This is a genomic window from Pseudomonas sp. FW507-12TSA, assembly GCF_058781435.1.
Map to the genome: position 1 here is coordinate 89,365 of NZ_JBYSWT010000020.1, position 19,431 is coordinate 108,795.

13 protein-coding genes are annotated in these 19,431 nt (G+C 64.9%); 9 read left to right on the forward strand and 4 right to left on the reverse strand.

Annotation, left to right across the window (positions count from 1 at the left end; all coding sequences use genetic code 11):
- Window positions 1–3: 3 nt before the first annotated feature.
- The gene (locus AC3WK8_RS19250) at window positions 4–414 is read left to right on the forward strand and encodes a cupin domain-containing protein (RefSeq protein ID WP_085598312.1); all 411 of its coding nucleotides are present in this window, start codon (window positions 4–6) and stop codon (window positions 412–414) included.
- Window positions 415–790: 376 nt separating this feature from the next.
- Entirely contained in the window at window positions 791–1,603 is an 813-nt protein-coding gene (locus AC3WK8_RS19255; protein WP_103325547.1) for an META and DUF4377 domain-containing protein, read from the forward strand.
- 221 nt (window positions 1,604–1,824) lie between these two features.
- Here AC3WK8_RS19255 and AC3WK8_RS19260 read toward each other — a convergent pair whose 3' ends face one another.
- From AC3WK8_RS19260 to AC3WK8_RS19275, 4 genes are all read right to left on the reverse strand, one after another.
- The gene (locus AC3WK8_RS19260; protein WP_207245081.1) at window positions 1,825–3,096 is read right to left on the reverse strand and encodes an MFS transporter; all 1,272 of its coding nucleotides are present in this window, start codon (window positions 3,094–3,096) and stop codon (window positions 1,825–1,827) included.
- Between the two features lie 144 nt (window positions 3,097–3,240).
- Window positions 3,241–4,380, reverse strand: coding sequence for an NADH-dependent flavin oxidoreductase (locus tag AC3WK8_RS19265; protein ID WP_103325549.1), 1,140 nt, complete (start codon window positions 4,378–4,380; stop codon window positions 3,241–3,243).
- Window positions 4,381–4,632: 252 nt separating this feature from the next.
- Entirely contained in the window at window positions 4,633–6,051 is a 1,419-nt protein-coding gene (locus AC3WK8_RS19270) for an aldehyde dehydrogenase family protein (protein ID WP_207245080.1), read from the reverse strand.
- A 334-nt stretch (window positions 6,052–6,385) separates the two neighbouring features.
- Window positions 6,386–11,245: an NAD-glutamate dehydrogenase gene (locus AC3WK8_RS19275; RefSeq protein ID WP_103325551.1), complete on the reverse strand. Its 4,860-nt coding sequence runs from the start codon at window positions 11,243–11,245 to the stop codon at window positions 6,386–6,388.
- 521 nt (window positions 11,246–11,766) lie between these two features.
- Between AC3WK8_RS19275 and AC3WK8_RS19280 the strand changes: the two genes are divergently transcribed.
- From AC3WK8_RS19280 to AC3WK8_RS19310, 7 genes are all read left to right on the forward strand, one after another.
- Window positions 11,767–12,120 (forward strand): hypothetical protein, encoded by a 354-nt coding sequence (locus tag AC3WK8_RS19280; RefSeq protein ID WP_085598324.1) that lies wholly within the window; start codon window positions 11,767–11,769, stop codon window positions 12,118–12,120.
- A 282-nt stretch (window positions 12,121–12,402) separates the two neighbouring features.
- Window positions 12,403–13,362: an AAA family ATPase gene (locus AC3WK8_RS19285; protein WP_022644092.1), complete on the forward strand. Its 960-nt coding sequence runs from the start codon at window positions 12,403–12,405 to the stop codon at window positions 13,360–13,362.
- Between the two features lie 5 nt (window positions 13,363–13,367).
- Window positions 13,368–14,309, forward strand: coding sequence for a DUF58 domain-containing protein (locus AC3WK8_RS19290; RefSeq protein ID WP_022644091.1), 942 nt, complete (start codon window positions 13,368–13,370; stop codon window positions 14,307–14,309).
- Entirely contained in the window at window positions 14,306–14,800 is a 495-nt protein-coding gene (locus AC3WK8_RS19295) for a DUF4381 domain-containing protein (RefSeq protein ID WP_085598326.1), read from the forward strand. The genes AC3WK8_RS19290 and AC3WK8_RS19295 overlap by 4 nt, the downstream gene beginning before the upstream one ends.
- Window positions 14,793–15,869, forward strand: coding sequence for a vWA domain-containing protein (locus tag AC3WK8_RS19300; protein WP_103325552.1), 1,077 nt, complete (start codon window positions 14,793–14,795; stop codon window positions 15,867–15,869). The genes AC3WK8_RS19295 and AC3WK8_RS19300 overlap by 8 nt, the downstream gene beginning before the upstream one ends.
- Complete coding sequence (locus AC3WK8_RS19305; protein WP_103325553.1) at window positions 15,866–17,608, forward strand: VWA domain-containing protein; 1,743 nt, start codon at window positions 15,866–15,868, stop codon at window positions 17,606–17,608. Before AC3WK8_RS19300 ends, AC3WK8_RS19305 begins: the two co-directional genes overlap by 4 nt.
- Entirely contained in the window at window positions 17,605–19,239 is a 1,635-nt protein-coding gene (locus AC3WK8_RS19310) for a BatD family protein (RefSeq protein WP_103325554.1), read from the forward strand. Before AC3WK8_RS19305 ends, AC3WK8_RS19310 begins: the two co-directional genes overlap by 4 nt.
- The last annotated feature ends 192 nt before the right edge of the window (window positions 19,240–19,431 follow it).

A 19,431-nucleotide genomic window follows, 5' to 3' on the forward strand; every position in this document is an offset into this window, starting at 1 on the left:
AAGATGAAAACCCTGACTGCCGCCCTCGCCACTCTCGCGCTGATCAGCTCTGTGGCGGCCACCGCCCACGAGCCGGTGTACGGCAAGGAGAAGCTGGCGATCCTGCAGGACCAGGCCCTGGCCAACCTGCCGGGCAAGAAGGCCATGATGCTCACCGTCGACTACGCCCCGGGCCAGGCTACCGTGCCCCACCGCCATGCCGGGGCGGCCATGGCCTACGTGCTCGAAGGCGCCATCACCTCCCGGGTCAACGATGGCCCGAGCATCACCTACCAGGCCGGGCAGTCCTGGTTCGAGCCTGCCGGTTCACAGCATCCGGTCTCGGCCAACGCCAGCCAGACCCAACCGGCCAAGCTGCTGGTGTTCATGCTGATGGACACCAAGGACGAAGTGCTGACGCCCCTGGAGCATTGATCCTGTAGCGGCCACACCCACCCGTGGCCGCTGCTGAGCCGGCGAAACTGCGACAAGGCCCGCCGTCCGACAGGACAATCCCATCCCCCCGCCCCACGCCGCTGCGCGCCCCTGCACAGCCTGCGGCGGCGGCCGCACCCAGCATGTTGCAAGATTTGGTAACACTACCGGGCAAACACCCAGGTGAAACCGAATCGCCAGCATGCTGTCCCATCGCTATCGGTAACGGTCGAGGTCGCCCGATCCGGCCTTCGGGCCCATCGGATTGCGCAGTGCGCTATCCTCTTCGAGCGACCTCGTACCCCTGTTTACCGGCGCGCGCATCCTGCCTGCGCAGGCTGCCGCACCTACTCAATCAAGGCTGAAAGAGCGAACCATGAAACAGAATATTCTCCTCGTTGCCGTGTGCGCCGCCCTGCTCCAGGCCTGCACTCCGGCTTCCACCTCCCATGAAGGATCGCCTTCCATGCCCGCCGCCTCGACTACCGCCGCCCAGCCGGCGCTCCCGGCCTATTACTGGAACCTGGTATCGGCCACCGATGCCTCGGGCAAGCCTATCGCAGCCATGGCCAAGGGCACCCAGGGCAAGCTGCGCCTGACCTTCGGCGACCAGAACCTGAACATCAGCGGCGGCTGCAACGGCCAGTTCGGTGGCTACAGCTACCAGAACGGCGTGCTGAAGGTGCAACAGCTGGCTTCGACCATGATGGCCTGCGACAAGAGCCTGATGGACCTGGACAGCGAGGTCGGTCGCCTGCTCAAGGGCGACCTGCGTACCACCGTCAGCGGCGACACTCCCGAGCCGACGCTGCAACTGACCACCCAGGACGGTTCGGTGCTCAAGTTCCAGGGCGAAGAAACCCCGGAGACCCGCTACGGCAGCCAGGGGCAGATCAAGTTCCTGGAAGTGGCCGCCAAGACCGTCAAGTGCAGCCACCCGCTGATCCCCAACCACCAGTGCCTGCAAGTGCGCGAGCGGCGCTATGACGACGCCGGCCTGCAACTGCCGACCCAGGGCACTTGGGAGCCAATGTACGACTCGATCCAGGGCTACGAGCACCACGCCGGCGTGCGTACCGTGCTGCGGGTCAAGCAATACGAGTGGAAGAACCCGCCAGCCGACGCCTCGTCGCAGGTCTATGTGCTGGACCTGGTGGTCGAGCAGGACGCCTCGGGCAAGACCAAGTAAGCACTGTTCCGGACAGGCCGGTAGCTCCGGCCTGTCATCGCTGAGCAGCCGATCACGATACCCCTCCCCATGGAAGCTGGCCGGCCCAGCATCGCAACAAACCCATGCTGGCAGCCAATGCCGCAAACAGGCGCCCGCCAATCGATCAATCGGTCACTGCTCCCATCTCTCCAGGCACCTGCTCCTGGGGAACCGCTATACAACCAACTCGATCGAGATCTTCAGCGTTGCTGTCGCATGCTCGCAACCAGCAACAACGCCGCCAGCACCAGCGTTATCAGCAAATATGGAGCATTGGGCGACCAGCGATAGAGCAGCGTGCCGATCAGCGGGCCAACCACCATGCCCAACCCCTGGGCTGCGGCGACTGTACCGGCTGCGGCTCCCTGCTCATGAGCCTCGACCGAGTCAGCGGTGAGCGCCTGAAACGATGGAAACAACAAACCCATTCCGAAGGCCGCCAGTACATGTGCGGCCAGCAGCTGCCATTGATTCTGAACCAGTGGAACCAACGCAAAGCTGATCGTCGAAACCAGTGACCCGAGCATGATCCAGCGTACCGGCAAAACCTTCCGCAAGTTCATTACCAGTGCTTGCGCGAGACCTATGCCGACGCCAAGCGCAGCCAGCACTAGCCCAGTCACCCGAGCGCCTTCGGCTGCCGACAACTGCAGTCGGTCGAAGGCGAAGAAGCCCGCCACCACCTGTGCGATGCTGATCGCTGCCGTTACCACAAGGGAAGTCAGTAATGACAGCAGCAGCCGCTCATCGCTCCAACTGAGCGACAGGCGCCGTCCCCCGCTCCTCTCCACGGCAACAGCAGCAGATGCTGGTAGCAACCACCACACCGTCAACAACGACAGCAAAGGTAATGCTGCAGCCACGTACAGCGACAACGCCAAACCACCGTAGGCAATCCAGCCGCCCACTGCTGGACCAACCACCATCCCCAGTGCATTGGCCGCCCCCAACTGGGCCATGTAACTGGCGCGCTGTCCCGCAGGCACCAGGTCAGCGATGATCGCGGTCGCGGTCGGTAGAATTCCAGCGTAGAACAAGCCGATCAGCCCGCGAGTCGCCACCAGCACAGCAACCGAGACCAAAACCGCCGGCGGATCACGCAACGCCTGGTCCACGAATAACGCCATCACCACATAGACCAGCGCATAGGCACTCAGCACGATCAACAGTACCCGACGGCGGCCAATACGATCGCCAAGCGCGCCCCAGCCACGCGCAGACAGCATCCACAACAAGCCCGATGCGGTCACCGATAGTCCTGCGTGCCATTCGGCCAGCCCCAAGGTGCGTACTATCGGTACGATCAAGGCAACGAAGGCCGTCATCGGCATGATTCCGGCAAGAGCGGTGAACACCAGGACCGACTGGCCGGAAATGGAAAGACCTGGGCTATTCAACGAAGCGCGACCAGGAAAAATCGGACAGCGCTTCGTCGAAAGTGTCGACGACTCAACGACAGTACTTTCATGCAACCATCCTTTCATCCAGGTTAGAGATCAGCACATCAACCGCTGTCCATCCGAGGCCATCGCCGCGTGTTCCAAGGCAGCGCTTGTCCCGGTGCCGCACGGTTTTCGTCTTCGACAATCCAGACTTGGAGTGACGTCCGAGCCAAGCTAACTCGATGCAACCTGAACATCCTTCAAAGGTACCCAGCCTGGTGCGTCCTGGATTTTTTCCCAAAGGTTCTGCGGAATTTCAAGCGCGCTGATTTTTGCAGGATCGAGCTCGGTTTCAACTTCACGAGCACTGTGTGCCAAGTCGACCCAGTCGGGGTCGATGATAATCCCTCGGCCGATGGCAACACCGGAAATACCCGTTTCCAGCGCCTGCTCGGCTTGCTCGGGCGTCTGAATCGCGCCGGCCGCCAGCACAGGAACCCTCCCAGCGACCCGCTCGACGACACGGGTGATGGTGAGTGCCCCATCGGGATCATCATAAGGACGATCATCCAGCAGACTGGCAAGCGAGACATGGATGTAATCCACCCCCTGCTCCAGAAGACGATCGACAAATGCAAATGTCTGGTCGATCCGGTAACCATCCGATTCTTCAGGAGACAGACGGACCCCAAGCACGAATGGCCGATCGGCATGCAAAGCGATCACGTGGCTCACTTGCGTCACGATCGCGAGCGGGAAACGCATCCGGTTCTCCAACGAGCCACCCCATTTGTCCTGCCTGATATTGGCGGTGGGCGAGAGGAAGTTCTGCATCAGGAGACCGTGCGCTGCATGCAGCTCGATGCCATCGAACCCGGCTTCGATAGCCCGCCGTGTTGCATCGCCGAAGGCTTCTACGATCTGCTCGATTTCATCGGCTTGCAATGCCCGCGGCGTGAGCGCCAGGCTGAACGACGAAGCTATCGTGGGAACAGCACTGGCACTGACCACATCGCCATTGGGAACGAGCTCCGGTCGAGCCTTGTTCCCGGCGTGGTAGAGCTGAAGGATCGCCGGGGCACCACCACTTTTTGCCGCCATTGCAAGCCGTCTCAGACCAGGGATGAAGCAATCATCCGTTGCTGAGAAACCGTTAGGGAACCCGATGCCACTCGCGGTGACCTGTGCACATCCTGTAATGACCAGGCCAATGTCCTTCGCCCGGCGTCGATAATAGGCTTCTTCGGCGGTGGAGACATGTAGATCCTCAGTGGCTGACCAAGTGGTCATGGGCGACATCACGACACGGTTGCGCAACGTGATGCCATCGGCAAGTGCGAGAGGTTCAAACAACTTGGAATGTAAACGACTCATGGTGTTCTCTGTTTACCTGGAATCGATTGATTAGAAGATTCACCTGAACGAAGGCGCATCCGGCATGTTGCATGCTGACCTCCTGCAGCACTGCGCACCTAGCGTGACAGGGCTCTGGCACGGCATCGGCCGATACGAACAAGCCGACTCTGCCCTGCTGGTGGAACAAGAAATTGGTTGGTATCTGGGCAATTTCTTGTGCCTTGCCCGACCGTTCAGGGTGCGCCCCAAGTGCTCCTGCATGGGCCTGGCTCAGCGCAGGCAGGCCAGCGCGTAAGTCTTGATATTGGAGAACGCATCCATGCCGGTGCTTCCCAGTTCGCGGCCGACGCCAGAGGCCTTGGTGCCACCAAACGGTATCTCGATCGGCGCCCCAAGATATTGGTTGATGCCCACCATCCCGGTGTCCAATGCCTGCGCGACCCAGTTTGCTTCCTCGAGATCCAGGCCATAAACCGTGCCACCGAGGCCATATGGATTGTGATTGGCCAGCGCGACTGCTTCCTCGGCACCGGCAACGCGATAAATGATGCCGACGGGACCAAAAGCCTCCTCGCGATGGAGCCGCATGTCGGGGGTGATTCCGGCCAGGACCGCTGGTTTGAAGTAGGCGCCCGCCCCGAACATGCGTCCACCCTCGACCAATACCTTTGCCCCCTTGGCGATGGCGTCATCGTATTGCGCCTGCAGCGTGTCAACGGCCATGGGACTGGACAGCGGGCCTAATGTGGTTTGCCGATCCAGTGGGTCACCGATCCTCTGGTTCCGGAAAATCTCGCTGTAGGCATTGATGAATGCGTCAGCCACCTTTTCGGTCACGATGACGCGCTTGGGTGAAATGCAGATTTGCCCTCCCAGCGCCAGCCGGCACATAGCTGCCGTAGCGGCGGCGGCAACCACGTCGGCAGAATCAAGCACGATGAACGGATCCGATCCGCCCAGTTCGAGCACCATCGGTTTGATATGCCGTCCGGCTTGTTCGCCGATCACCGCTCCAGCGCGGTCCGAGCCGGTCAACGTCACTCCTCGCACACGAGGGTCGGCGATGTAGTTCCAGATCTGCTCTTTGGAGGCAAGGGCAACCTGGAACACCGACTCGGGAAATCCTGCCTCGGTAAAAAGCCCTTCCAGCATGAGGGTCGATCCGGCAGTGATCTCGGCAGGCTTGAGCACGATGGTGTTGCCCAGCATCAAGTTGGGCGCGGCCGCCCGCATGGCCTGGTACAGCGGTCCATTCCAAGGCTCGATGCAAACGATGGCGCCAACAGGCTCGCGTCGTGTGTAGACCCTGGAAAAACCCGAGACCGCCACAGGTGAATCAGACAAGAGCTCCACAGCATGATCGGCGTAATACCGGAGCATGGCCGAAGGCATTCTGACCTCGAATTTCGCTTGCTCCAGCGGCTTCCCCATCTCGACGGTAATCTGCCTGGCCAATCGATCGATGTTGGCATCGATGATGTTGGCTAGATTCCGGAACAGTTCGATTCGACGTGAAAGCGGCTCGCTGCGCCACGCCAGATATGCTTCGTGCGCCTCCTCGAGCAGAAGGCGTGCCCGCGCATCGTTGAGGGTCGCATATTCCTGAAGTAGCTCGCCGGTCGCAGGATTGAACGTGCGATAGTTATTCATTGCCAGGCGAGAAGTCATATCGGGATGGAGTGTGGCCATAATGGAAGTCCTTGAGTGCGAAGTTCAGTGGTGTGGACTCCAGCGACGCTTCAGAAGAATCCAATTTTCCGAAGGCAGTATTTCCGGACTGAGACCGCCAAGGGCTGTGAAGAACTGCCTAGAACTTTATGGGCGCGAGCTGGCCTTGGGAACGAACAAACGTCCGAGTTTTTCACCCGATCCTGCAATCTGCTCTCGGCCACCGGTTACCGCGAACCACCACGGGAAGGATTGGGCGTAGCCCAGCGAACTACCAGGCCAGAAGCCATCGTGAAATGAAAAAAGCCCCGTATCTTGCGATACGGGGCTTTTGCGTTGCAGCGGGGTCGGTGGCTTACAGGCCCGACTGGCCGCTCATGGCCAGGTCCAGCAGTTCCCGGTTGGCCACTGCGTACATGGCGTAGTCGGTGCCGCTGGCGGCACGGATTTCCACCATCATCGCGCGCCAGCGCTCGACCATGCTCAGGTTCTGCTCAAGCCACAGGGCCACGCGGGCTTCCATGTCTTGCGGCGCATCGGCCATTTGCAGGACCGAGATGGTGATCGCCCGCTGCTGCCAGTCCACATCGTCGCGGAAGGCTTCGCGTGCCTGGGCCTGCCAGTTGTTGGCCACCGGCAGATCGCTGATCTGCTGCAGGTACCACGGCAGGTCCAGGGCGCTGCCCACGGCGAAGTAGGCCTTGGCCACATCGGCGGCGTCGTGCCCGGTGACGTCGGCAGCCTCGATGATCGGCAGCAGGGTGTACAGGTGGGTAGTGCCGGCCACCATGCGTGCCAGCAACTCCGGTACGCCAGCCTCGACATAGGCGGTGTAGCGCGACTGCCAGCCTTCACGGGTCGGACCTTCGAGCAGCTCGTCGAGCTTCAGGCCCAGGGCTGCCAGGTGCGGACCGAAATGCGCCACGTCACGGGCGGCATCCTGCTCGTTGCGACGGCTACGCAGGAACCAGCGGGTGGCCCGACGACCCAGGCGCATCAGCTCGTCCATCAGCTCCAGCTGCACCTGTGCCGAGACCTGGTGATCCAGGGCCTCGATCTGGCGGAACCAGTGCGGCAGGTGGAAGATGTCGCGCACGATCACATAGGCGCCGGCCACGTTGGCCGGGCTCATGCCGGTGGACTCCTTCAAGCGCTGCACGAAGGTGATGCCCATGTGGTTGACCAGGTCGTTGGCGATCTGGGTGCTGACGATCTCGCGCTTCAGGCGGTGACGGCGCATGGCTTCGGCGAACTTGCTGACCAGGGTCGGCGGGAACGCGGTTTCCATGTCACGGGTCAGGTAGTCGTCATCCGGCACCAGGGAGCCCAGCAGCTGCTCCTTGAGATCGATCTTGCTGTAGGAGATCAGCACCGACAGCTCCGGACGGGTCAGGCCCTTGCCAGCGGCGACGCGCTCATTGAGCTGCTCTTCGCTGGGCAGGAACTCGATGGCCCGGTCCAGCTTGCCACGGCCTTCCAGGTCGCCCATCAGGCGCTTGTACTCGGCGATCCGCTCGTAGGCGCGACGCGCAGCCAGGGACAGGGCCTGGGTCTGCTTGTAGTTGTTGCCCAGGACCAGGCCCGCCACTTCGTCGGTCATGCTCGCCAGCAGCTGGTTGCGCTGCTTGTCGGTCATGTCGCCGGCCTGCACCACTTCGTTGAGCAGGATCTTGATGTTCACTTCGTGGTCGGAGCAGTCCACGCCACCGGCGTTGTCGATGAAGTCGGTGTTGGAGCCGCCGCCGTTGAGGCCGAACTCGACGCGACCCAGCTGGGTCATGCCCAGGTTGCCGCCCTCGCCCACCACCTTGCAGCGCAGTTCGTTGCCGTTGACCCGCAGGGCGTCGTTGGCCTTGTCGCCGACATCGGCGTGGCTTTCGCTGCTGGCCTTGACGTAGGTGCCGATGCCGCCGTTCCACAACAGGTCCACCGGCGCCTTGAGCAAGGCGTTGAGCAGCTCGGTCGGGGTCAGCTTGTCGGCCTGGATGTCGAAGCGTTCCTTCATCTGCGGCGAAATGGCGATGCTCTTCGCGCTACGGGAGAAGATGCCGCCACCCTCGGACATGATGCTGGCGTCGTAATCGCTCCAGGCCGAGCGCGGCAGGTCGAACAGGCGCTTGCGCTCGACGAAGCTGGTGGCCGGATCCGGATTCGGGTCGACGAAGATGTGCAGGTGGTTGAACGCCGCCACCAGTTGCAGCTTGTCGGACATCAGCAGGCCGTTGCCGAACACGTCGCCGGCCATGTCGCCCACGCCCACCACGCTGATCGGGTCTTCCTGGACGTTGATGCCACGCTCGCGGAAGTGGCGCTGCACGCCGACCCAGGCGCCACGGGCGGTGATGCCCATCTTCTTGTGGTCGTAGCCGGCCGAACCACCGGAGGCGAAGGCGTCGCCGAGCCAGAAGCCGTAGTCGATGGCGATGCTGTTGGCGATGTCGGAGAAGGTCGCGGTGCCCTTGTCGGCCGCCACCACCAGGTACGGATCATCGTCGTCGTGGCGAACCACGTTGGCCGGCGGCACCACGCCACCGTCCTTGAGGTTGTCGGTGATGTCCAGCAGGCCGGAGATGAAGATGCGGTAGCACGCTACGCCTTCAGCGGCGATCTCGTCACGGCTGCCGCCCAGCGGCAGGCGGCGCGGCAGGAAGCCACCCTTGGCGCCTACCGGCACGATCACCGAGTTTTTCACTTGCTGGGCTTTTACCAGGCCCAGGACTTCGGTACGGAAGTCTTCCTCGCGATCCGACCAGCGCAGGCCGCCGCGAGCGACGTTGCCGAAGCGCAGGTGCACGCCCTCGACCCGCGGCGAGTAGACGAAGATCTCGAACTTCGGCACTGGCTTGGGCAGCTCGGGGATCAGCTTCGGATTGAACTTGAAGCTGAAGTACGACTTGTTCTGGCCGTTGGCATCGGGCTGGTAGAAGTTGGTGCGCAGGGTGGCCTTGATCAGGTCCAGGTAGCGCCGCAGGATGCGGTCCTCGTTGAGCACCTGGACATCGTCCAGGGCGGTGAGGATCGCCTGCTCCAGGCGCTGCTGCTTGTCGTCCAGGTCTTCCTGGGTCAGCTTGCGGGCCAGGTAGAAGCGGGTCTTGAACAACCGGGTCAGCTCGCGGGCGATATCGGTGTGGTTGTTCAGGGTGCTGGCGATGTAGCCCAGGTCGAAACCGAGGCGGATCTGCTTCAGGTAGCGGGCGTAGGCACGCAGCAGCGCCACGTCGCGCCATGGCAGGCCGGCGGTCAGCACCAGGCGGTTGAAGGCGTCGTTCTCGGCGTCGCCGCTGACGATGTGGACGAAAGCGTCCTGCAGCGTGTCGTTGAGCTGCTGGATGTCCAGGTCCAGGCCTTCGGCGGCGGTGAAGGCGAAGTCGTGGATCCAGAACTCGCGGCCATTGTTGTGGCGCAGGCGATACGGGAACTCACCCAGGACCCGCAGGCCGAGGTTTTCCAGGATCGGCAGCACGTCGGACAGCGCCAGCGGGGTATCGGCGTGGTACAGCTTGCAGTGCAGCTCGCGCTGGCCGGTCACCTGGCCCAGTGGCTGGTAGAAGCTCATCACCAGCGGGTTGCTTTCGCTCAGGCTCAGCAGGTGCTGCATGTCCACCACCGCCGAGTGGGCGGCGAAACGCTCGCGGTAGCCGGCCGGGAAACCTTTCGGGAAGTCAGCCAGGACGTTGGTGCCGTGGGCTTCGCCGAAGCTCTCGACCACCAGGCTGGCGTAGTCGTCCTGCCAGCTGCGGCAGGCCTGCACCACTTCGCGCTCCAGCAGCAGCGGATCGATGTCGATGCGCTGCTTCGGGTCGACCCGCAGGATCAGCTGCACGCGGGCAAGGACCGACTCGGAGAAGAAGGTCCAGAACTCGCAGTCGGTGGCCTGCAGGCGTTCCATCAGGACCTGCTGGATCTTCTGCCGCACTTCGGTGGAATAGATGTCGCGCGGCACGTAGGCCAGGCAGTAGCAGAAACGGCCGTACGGGTCCTTGCGCAGGAATACCCGGATCTTGTTGCGTTCCTGGATCTGCACGATGGACATCACGGTGCTGAACAGCTCGTCCACCGGAGTCTGGAACAGATCGTCACGGGGCAGCACCTCCAGGACCTGGGCCAGTTCCTTGCCCAGGTGGGCCTTGGGCTGGAAGCCGGAGCGCTGCTCGATGACCTCGACCTTGCGGCGGATGTACGGGATCACCCGCACGCTCTCGCCATACACCGAGGAGGTGTAGAGGCCCATGAAGCGGCATTCCTTGATCACCTTGCCGTCGGCATCGATCTGGCGGATCGACACGAAATCCGGGTAGGCCGGGCGATGCACGCGGCTGGGCAGCGACGCCTTGGCGAACGACAGCGGCGTCGGTTCGCGCAGGTAGTTCACGGCATAGTCTTCGATATGCAGGTCGTCGCCGGTGAGGCCGGCGCGCAGCAGCTTGGCCAGGCCCAGGAAGGAGTTCGGGTCATACTCGATATGCCCGCCGTCCTGGTCGGCACCGACCACGAATTCCTCGTAGCCCAGGAAGGTGAAGTGGTTGTCCACCAGCCACTCGAGGAAGCTCTTGATCTCGGACTTCTCGTCGGCAGCGATGGCGAACTGGCTGTTGTCGATGCTCTTAATCAGCTCCTGGACCTTGGCCTTCATCGGCTCGAAGTCGGCTACGGCGACACGCACCTCGCCCAGCACCTGCTCCAGCTCCTTGCCCAGCACGCTCAGTTCGGCGGCGTTGGCGCAGCGGTCGATCTCCAGGTACATCAGCGACTCTTTCTGCACGCCTTCGCCCTGGGTGCCCTTGGGCAGGATTTCCAGCAGCTCGCCCTTGCTGCCGCGACGCACGCTGAGTACCGCGGTCTGCAGGGTGTGGATGCTGTAGCCGCGACGGTTGAGCTCGGTACGGACCGAGTCCACCAGGAATGGCAGGTCATGGTGCAGGACTTCCACCGCGGTGTGGGTCGACTGCCAGCCATGACGTTCGTAATCGGGGTTGTAGACGCGCACTTGCGGTTGCGCGTGATCGAAGCGCTCAAGCAGGCGCCAGGCAGAGAGGGTGCAGCCCGCCAGGTCGGACATGCGACGCTGGGTGAGTTCGTCCAGGGAAATGATGCCGAAGAATTGTTCAGCGAACAGCGCCACTTGTGGCAGTGCCTGTTCACTGATGTGCTGCGCCAGTGCCGCTTGCAGTTGGTGCTGGAAGTCGGCCTTGCTGGCTGCGGTGAAGAACGCCATCTGTGGTACTCCGCTTGGGCTTGTTATTGATGGTAGCGTCGTGTTCGGCCCCGCTGGGGGGGCGCCGGCGCATCCTGTTCCTGAATCTCGGGCAGAGGTTGCAGGATGCCTGGTGAATGAAGCTGGACGAGACGCGCAGGTCACATTCACTCCTTCCCGGGATGGGCATCGGCCAGGGCGAACGGGGCAATGCCCTGGCAGGTGATCATCACAAAACAGACGCAACCTATTGCACTTGAGAACAAATTGTCCGCTGCGCAGCTTAACGAGTGCGATGCGACAGCTGCTTGCGATGCTGCGACATATTCGGTCAAAGGCACGCAACCGGGCAGTCACGCCCAGAACAACACTAGCAGCAGCTGGCGGAAAACCTGGGTTTTTCCATGCACGGACCGGACTTGCGTGCGCAAAATGACTCATCCGCGCCAGGCGTTCACAACTGCCGTACTGACAGACAACCCAGCAGAAATTCCCCCGGGCTGGCAGAATCCTCTCTTTTGCCCTGCCCCAGGAATGTGCCCATGCAGATGACCACCGCCCACCTGATCGCCAACCCTTGCGATGACGAAGAAGACAACATGGCCATGCTCTGCTGCCACAGCACCCAGGGCGAGATGTTCCTGATGAGCCGTTACCCGGACGAGGACGAGCTGGAGATCACCCTCGACGGCGAGCCTTCGACCCTGGACGGGGTCAAGGTGACCCTCAGCCCCACCACCCTGCTGATCGAGATCGCCGCGACCGACGCCGATGCCCTCAACGGCTCGGACCACCTGCACATCCACCACGCCACCAGCGCCGCCGACCTGGCCGAAGTGGAACTGACCCTCAAGAACATCCTCAAGGGTACGGGCACCTACATCAGCCAGCTCTGATACCCACCCCGGACAGCGGCCGGGCGCAGCCTCGCAAGCTCGACAGCGGCTACAGGGCCACGCCCAACCTCGGGTAGCCCGGGGCTTCATGTAGCCGCTGCGCATGCCCGCCTGGCGGGCACCAGGCTCACGTCGTGCCAGCCGCCTTGGGAAAAAGCCGGGATTTTTTCGAAATCACTCTTTCCCCGTTAGTCGGCGGGGCCCGCTATGGATTAAAGTATCGCCCCCAGCCCTGGCGTTCTCGCACCGCCCGGGGCGCACCCTCTCCAGGAACAGTCACCGATGGAACATCGTGAAGCGCTATTGGCGCTGCGAACCTTTCTTTCAACGCAGATCCTTGGCCAGGACAAACTCATCGAGCGCTTGCTCATCGCCCTGCTCGCCGACGGCCACATGCTGGTCGAGGGCGCTCCGGGGCTGGCCAAGACCAAGGCCATCAAGGAGTTGGCCGACGGCGTCGAAGCACAGTTCCATCGGATCCAGTTCACCCCCGACCTGCTGCCAGCCGACATCACCGGCACCGAGATCTATCGCCCGGAAACCGGCAGCTTCGTGTTCCAGCAAGGCCCGATCTTCCACAACCTGGTGCTGGCGGACGAAATCAACCGGGCCCCGGCCAAGGTCCAGTCGGCGCTGCTGGAGGCCATGGCCGAGCGCCAGGTCAGCGTTGGACGCAGCACCTATGAACTGTCGCCGCTGTTCCTGGTGATGGCGACCCAGAACCCCATCGAGCAGGAAGGCACCTACCCACTGCCCGAAGCCCAGCTCGACCGCTTCCTGATGCACGTCAAGATCGGCTTCCCGGACGCAGCGGTAGAGCGCCGGATCCTCCAGCAGGCCCGGGGCGAGGCCTTGAACGGCGAGACCCTGCCCGAGCGCCGGGTCAGCCAGCAGGCGATCTTCGCCGCCCGCAAGGAAATCCTCGGCCTGTACATGGCCGACGCGGTGGAGGAATACCTGGTGCAGCTGGTGATGGCTACCCGCACCCCGGGCAAGTTCGACCCGGAGCTGGCCGAGTGGATCGCCTACGGCGCCAGCCCCCGCGGCTCCATCGCCCTGGACCGCTGCGCGCGGGCCCACGCCTGGCTCGCCGGACGCGACTTCGTCAGCCCCGAGGACATCCAGGCGGTGCTGTTCGACGTGCTGCGCCATCGCATCATCCTGTCCTTCGAAGCAGAAGCAGCAGGCATCGACCAGGACCGTGTGGTACAGCGCATCCTCGACGTCGTTGCCGTCGCCTGACCTCCATGACCCACGCCAGCGCCGAACCCGGCATCCGCATCACCCTCGGTGAATTGATCGAGATGCGCCACCGCGTGCGCGAGGTGCAGCTGTTCTCCACGCCCAGCCAGCGCAGCCCGCTGGTGGGGCTGCACCATTCCAAGCTGCGCGGGCGCGGTGTGGACTTCGACCAGGTACGGGTCTACCAGGCCGGCGACGACGTGCGCACCATCGACTGGCGCGTCACCGCGCGGACCCAGGAACCCCACACCAAGTTGTTCCACGAAGAGCGCGAGCGGCCGATCTTCATCATGGTCGAGCAGAGCCGCCAGCTGTTCTTCGGCTCCGGGCTGATGTTCAAGTCGGTGCTCGCCGCCCAGGCCGCGAGCCTGATCGGCTGGGCCGCCCTGGGCCACAACGACCGGGTCGGTGGCCTGGTCTTTGGCGACGACGAGCACTACGAGATCAAGCCCCGGCGCAGCAAGCAGAGCCTGCTGCAACTGCTCAACCGCCTGGTGCGGGTCAACCAGTCGCTGCACGCCGACGCCCAGCCCCAGCGCGACGCCCTGGGCACCGCGCTGCTGCGCGGCCGCGAAGTGCTGCGCCCCGGCAGCCTGGTGATCGTGATCTGCGACGAGCGAGCCCTGAGCGATGCCGCCGAGCAACAACTGAGCCTGCTGTCGCGTCATTGCGACCTGCTGCTGATGCCGCTCTCCGACCCCCTGGACCATGCCCTGCCCGCCGCCGGCCTGATGCGTTTCGCCGAGCGCGGCGCACAGCTGGAACTCGATACCCTGAGCTATGAACTGCGCCAGGCCTACCGCGCCCAGAGCGAGGCACGCATCGCCCGCTGGGAGCGCCTGGCGCAGAAGCTGCGGGTCCTGCTGATGCCCCTGAGCACCCAGAGCGAGATGGTCGAGCAGCTGCGCGAGTACCTCAACCCGCAGCGTCCGGGAGCCGGCCGATGAGCAGCCTGGAACAACTGCAACCCCTGCTGCCGCCACCACCGGTGGGCCTGTGGCCGCCGGCGCCGGGCTGGTGGCTGCTGGCCGTGCTGCTGCCGGCCCTGGCCTTCGCCCTCTGGCACTGGCGCCACCTGTGGCCACGCAAGAAGGCCCCGAGCCGCGCCGAACAGCCCCTGGACCCGGTGCGCCTGGCCGCCCTGGCGGAACTGGCACTGCTGCCCAAACCCTACGACGGCGCCCCGGCCGGGGCCTGGCTGCAAGCGCTCAACGGGCTGCTCAAGCGCCTGTGCCGCAACCACTACCCCAACAGCCAGAGCCATACCCTCAATGGCCGCAAATGGCTGGCGTTCCTCGACAACCGCTGCCCGGCCGCCGGCCTGACCCGCTGGATGGTGCTGGTGGAAGGCGCCTACAAGCCCGAGTGCAAGCTCGACGACAAAGCCATCGCCGGCCTGACCCAGGCGGTGGACACCTGGATTCGCAAGCATGTTTGAGTTCGCCTGGCCGTGGATCTTCGCCCTGTTGCCGCTGCCCTGGCTGCTGCGCCTGGTGCTGCCGGTGGCCGACAGCGGCGAGCCGGCGCTCAAGGTCAGCTTCCTCGGCGACCTGGAGGGCCTGGCCCGGCGCCGCGCCCGGGCCAACCTGCCGGCCTGGCGCCAGCAGGCGCGCTTCATCCTGCTCTGGGTGCTGCTCCTGCTGGCGGCGGCCCGTCCGCAATGGCTGGGCGAACCACTGCCGGTGGCGGCCAGCGGTCGCGACCTGCTGGTGGCGGTGGACGTCTCCGGCTCCATGGACTTCCCCGACATGCAGTGGCAGGACGAGGACGTCAGCCGGCTGGGCCTGGTCAAGCACCTGCTGGGCGATTTTCTCGAACACCGCGAGGGCGACCGGGTGGGCCTGATCCTGTTCGGCAGCAAGGCCTACCTGCAGGCGCCCCTGACCTTCGACCGGCACACCGTGCGGGTCTGGCTGGATGAGGCGAAGATCGGCATCGCCGGCAAGAACACCGCCATCGGCGACGCCATTGGCCTGGCCCTGAAGCGCCTGCGCCAGCGCCCGGCCCAGAGCCGGGTGCTGATCCTGGTCACCGATGGCGCCAACAATGGCGGCCAGATCGCCCCCATCACCGCGGCGCGCCTGGCGGCCGAGGAAGGCGTGAAGATCTACCCGATCGGCATCGGCGCCGACCCGGACCAGAGCGCCACCCTGGGCATCCTCGGCATCAATCCGAGCCTGGACCTGGACGAGCCGGCGCTCAAGGAGCTGGCCGAGGTCACCGGCGGGCGCTATTTCCGCGCCCGCGACGGCCAGGAACTGGCGGCCATCAAGGACACCCTCGACCAGCTGGAGCCGGTGGCCCAGCAACCGACCCAGGCCCGTCCGGCCCAGGCCCTGTATCACTGGCCGCTGGCCGCGGCCCTGCTGCTCAGCGTGTTGCTGGTGTTGCGCGAACGCTGGCCGCACAACCCCCTGCAACGCTTCCTCACCAAGGAGCATTTCCTGCAACCCTTGCCTCACTGGCGGCAACGCCTCAAGCGCCTGCGTCTGCGGAGGCGTCGATGATCGGACTCTGGCCCCATTGGTTCCGGCCCTGGTGGTTGCTGGTGTTGCCACTGCTGGCCCTGCTGCTGTGGAAGCTCTGGCACCGGCAGAAACGCGCCGGCCGCTGGCAGATGATCCTGCCACCGGCCTTCCATGCCGCCCTGCTCAGCGGCGGCAACGGCCGCGAGAGCAAGCTGCCATGGGTCGCCCTGGGCCTGGCCTGGCTGCTGGCGGTACTGGCGCTGCTGGGGCCCAGCTGGCAGCGGGTCGAGCAGACCAGCCAGAAACCCGCCGACCCGCTGGTGGTGCTGCTGGAGCTGACGCCACAGATGCTCGCCGGCGACGTGCCGTCCAATCGCCTGGACCAGGCCCGGCACAAGCTGCTGGACCTGTTGGCCCTGCGCAGCGACGCCCAGACCGCCATCGTGGTCTATGCCGGCAGCGCCCACACCCTGGTGCCGTTGTCCGATGACCTGGCCACCAGCCGCAACCTGCTCGATGCCCTCAAGCCATCGATCATGCCCGAGGCCGGCCAGCGCGCCGACCTGGCCCTGCGCAAGGCCCTCAAGCTGCTGGACCAGGGCGCCCTCGGCCAGGGGCGGGTGCTGCTGCTGGCCTCGTCCCTCAGCGAACAGGAGCGCCAGGGCATTCGCCAGGCCCTGGACGGCGATGCCCCGCAACTGTTGATGCTCGGCATCGGCAGCCGCGATGGCGCCCCGGTGCCGCTGGAAGACGGCAGCTACCTCAAGGACGACCAGGGCGCGATCCTGGTCTCGCGCCTGGACAGCCCCGGGCTCAAGCAATTCATCGGCGAAGTCGGCGGGCGCTACCGCCAGGCCCGCCTGGACGACAACGACCTGCGCGGCCTGGGCTTGCTGGGCGGTCCCCGGGGCATGCGCGACGACGGCCAGACCCTGCGCCTGGACACCTGGGCCGACCAGGGCTACTGGCTGCTGTTGCCACTGTTGCTGCTGGCCGCCTGCGCCGGGCGCCGGGGCTGGTTGTTCTGCCTGCCGCTGTTGTGCCTGGGCCTGCCCCAACCCAGCTACGCCCTGGACTTCAACGACCTGTGGCTGCGTCCGGACCAGCAAGGCGAGCGCCTGCTGCAGCAACAGCGCCCGGCCGAGGCCGCGCGGCATTTCCAGGACCGCCAATGGCAGGGCGTGGCCTTGTACGAGGCCGGCAACTACAATGCCGCCGCCGAGCGCTTCGCCGAAGGCAACGACGCCCGCGCCCATTACAATCGTGGCAACGCCCTGGCCCATGGCGGCGAGCTGGAAGCGGCCATCGACGCCTATGAGCAAGCCCTGGAACTGCAACCCGAGCTGCTACCGGCGCAGCAGAACCTGGCCCTGGTCCAGCAACTGCTGCAACAGCGGCGGGCAGCGGAGCCCCTGCCAGAGGTGAAACCGCAGAGCCCGGATGCCGAGGACAATGCCCGGCCCGAATCCGGCAGCACCGCCAGCACGCCAGTACCGGGCAGCGAGACGCCACCGGCGTCCGCCAGCAACCCACCAGGTCCTGGAGACGCGACCCAGGCCGACCCGCAAGCGCCTGGCCACAGCGAAGTGCCCGGCAGCGAGCTGGACGATGCCCACACCACCACTCCATTGCGCCCGGTGGACGACAGCCTGGACGCCGAGCACCAACAGGCACTGGAGCAATGGTTGCGCAAGATCCCGGACGACCCGGGAGAACTGCTCAGGCGTAAATTCTGGTACGAACAGCAAACCCATCAGGATCAGGGAAAAACTCGATGACCCGCTGCACCGCCCTTCTGCTTGCCCTCGCCTGCTGGACCGCGCAGTCCCAGGCTGCCGGGCTGCTCGCCAGCCTGGACCGTAGCCAGGTGAACGCCGGGGAGAGCGTCGAGCTGACCCTGGAGTCCACCGATGTCACCCAGTTCGGCAAGCCGGACCTCGCGCCCCTGCAAGCGCAGTTCGAAGTCCGCGGCACGCGCCAGGTCAACCAGCTCAACAGCCTGGGCGACAGTCACGCCAGCACCCGCTGGATCGTGACCCTGCTGCCGCGCCACACCGGCACCCTGGCCATCGAGCCTGTGCAACTGGGCGAGCTGCGCAGCCAGGCCCTGAGCCTGCAGGTCAACGCCAGCCCCGAGCAGGACCAGCAGGCGCACCTGGAGCCGGTGTTCATCGATGCCGAGCTGGACCAGCCCAAGGTCTATGTCCAGGCCCAGGCCCTGCTGACCCTGCACGTCTATCACTCGGTGCCGCTGTTCGACGACAGCAGCCTCAGCCCATTGCAACTGAGCGATGCCCGGGTCGAGCAACTGGGAGAAGCGCGCACCTACGAGAAGCTGATCAACGGCGTGCGCCACGGCGTGATCGAGATGCGCTATGCGATCTATCCCCAGCACAGCGGCGTCTTGCAGATCCCGACGCTGACCTTCAGCGCCACCCTGGCCAACCCCGGCACCAGCCAGGACGCCACGCCCCAGGCTGCCCGGCCCGGCAAGCTGATCCACGTCAGCTCGGCCGAGATGGAATTGCCGGTGATGGCCAAGCCTGCGGCCTATCCCGCCGACGTTCCCTGGCTGCCGGCGCGCAGCCTGAGCCTGGGCGAAAGCTGGAGCCCCGAGCCCGAACATCCCCAGGTCGGCGACTCCCTGACCCGCAGCCTGACCCTGCGCGCCGGAGGCCTGTCCAGCGCCCAACTGCCGCCCCTGCCCATGGCCGAGATCAACGGCCTGCGCAGCTACCCGGACCAGCCGCAGCTGAGCAACCAGCAGGTCGAGCAAGGCGTGCTGGGTATCCGCGAAGAGCGCCAGGCCCTGGTGCCGACCCGCACCGGCAACGTCGAGCTGCCAGCCCTGGAAGTCACCTGGTGGAACACCCAGGCCGATCGCCTGGAAACCAGCAGCCTGCCGGCTCGTACCCTGCAGGTGGCGGACAACCCGAGCCTGGTGGTGGACGCCCCGGCCAGTACCGCCCAGGTCGGCCCGGCCAGCGACAGCCTGTGGTTGTGGCAACTGAGTACCCTGCTGCTGGCCTGCACCACCCTCTTGGGCTTCGGCTTGTGGTGGCGTGCCCGTTCGCAGCCGGCGGTGGCCCGGGTGGTCCAGAGCGGCCCCAGCCCGCGCTCGCTGCTGGACGACCTCAAGCGCGCCTGCCAGGCCAACGATCCCCAGGCCACCCGCCAGGCCCTGGACGCCTGGGCCCGCCAGCAGCCCGAGACCCTGGCCGAGATGGCGGCACGCTTCGTCCCGCTGTCCGATGCCCTGGACGGCCTCAACGGTGCCCTCTACAGCGAGAGCGGCCAGTACTGGCAAGGCGAGGAACTGTGGCGGGCGATCCGTGCCATTCCCACCGCCGAGCGGGTCCAGGCGCCCCAGGCCGATACCATCAGCCTGCCGCCGCTCTATCCCAAGTAACCCGTCCCCAGGAGCAGGCTTGCCGGCGAAGTCGATTTCACGGGCCTTTTCGCAGGAAAGCCAGCTTCCACAGCGCCCCTTATTCAGCAGCGGCGATAGTGCACCAGAACGCAAAAAGCCCTGCGCCCGGCGACAAGCCAGGGACGCATGCCTGCGCGTAGCTTAAGGCCGTGGGCGCAACAGCCGTCGCGC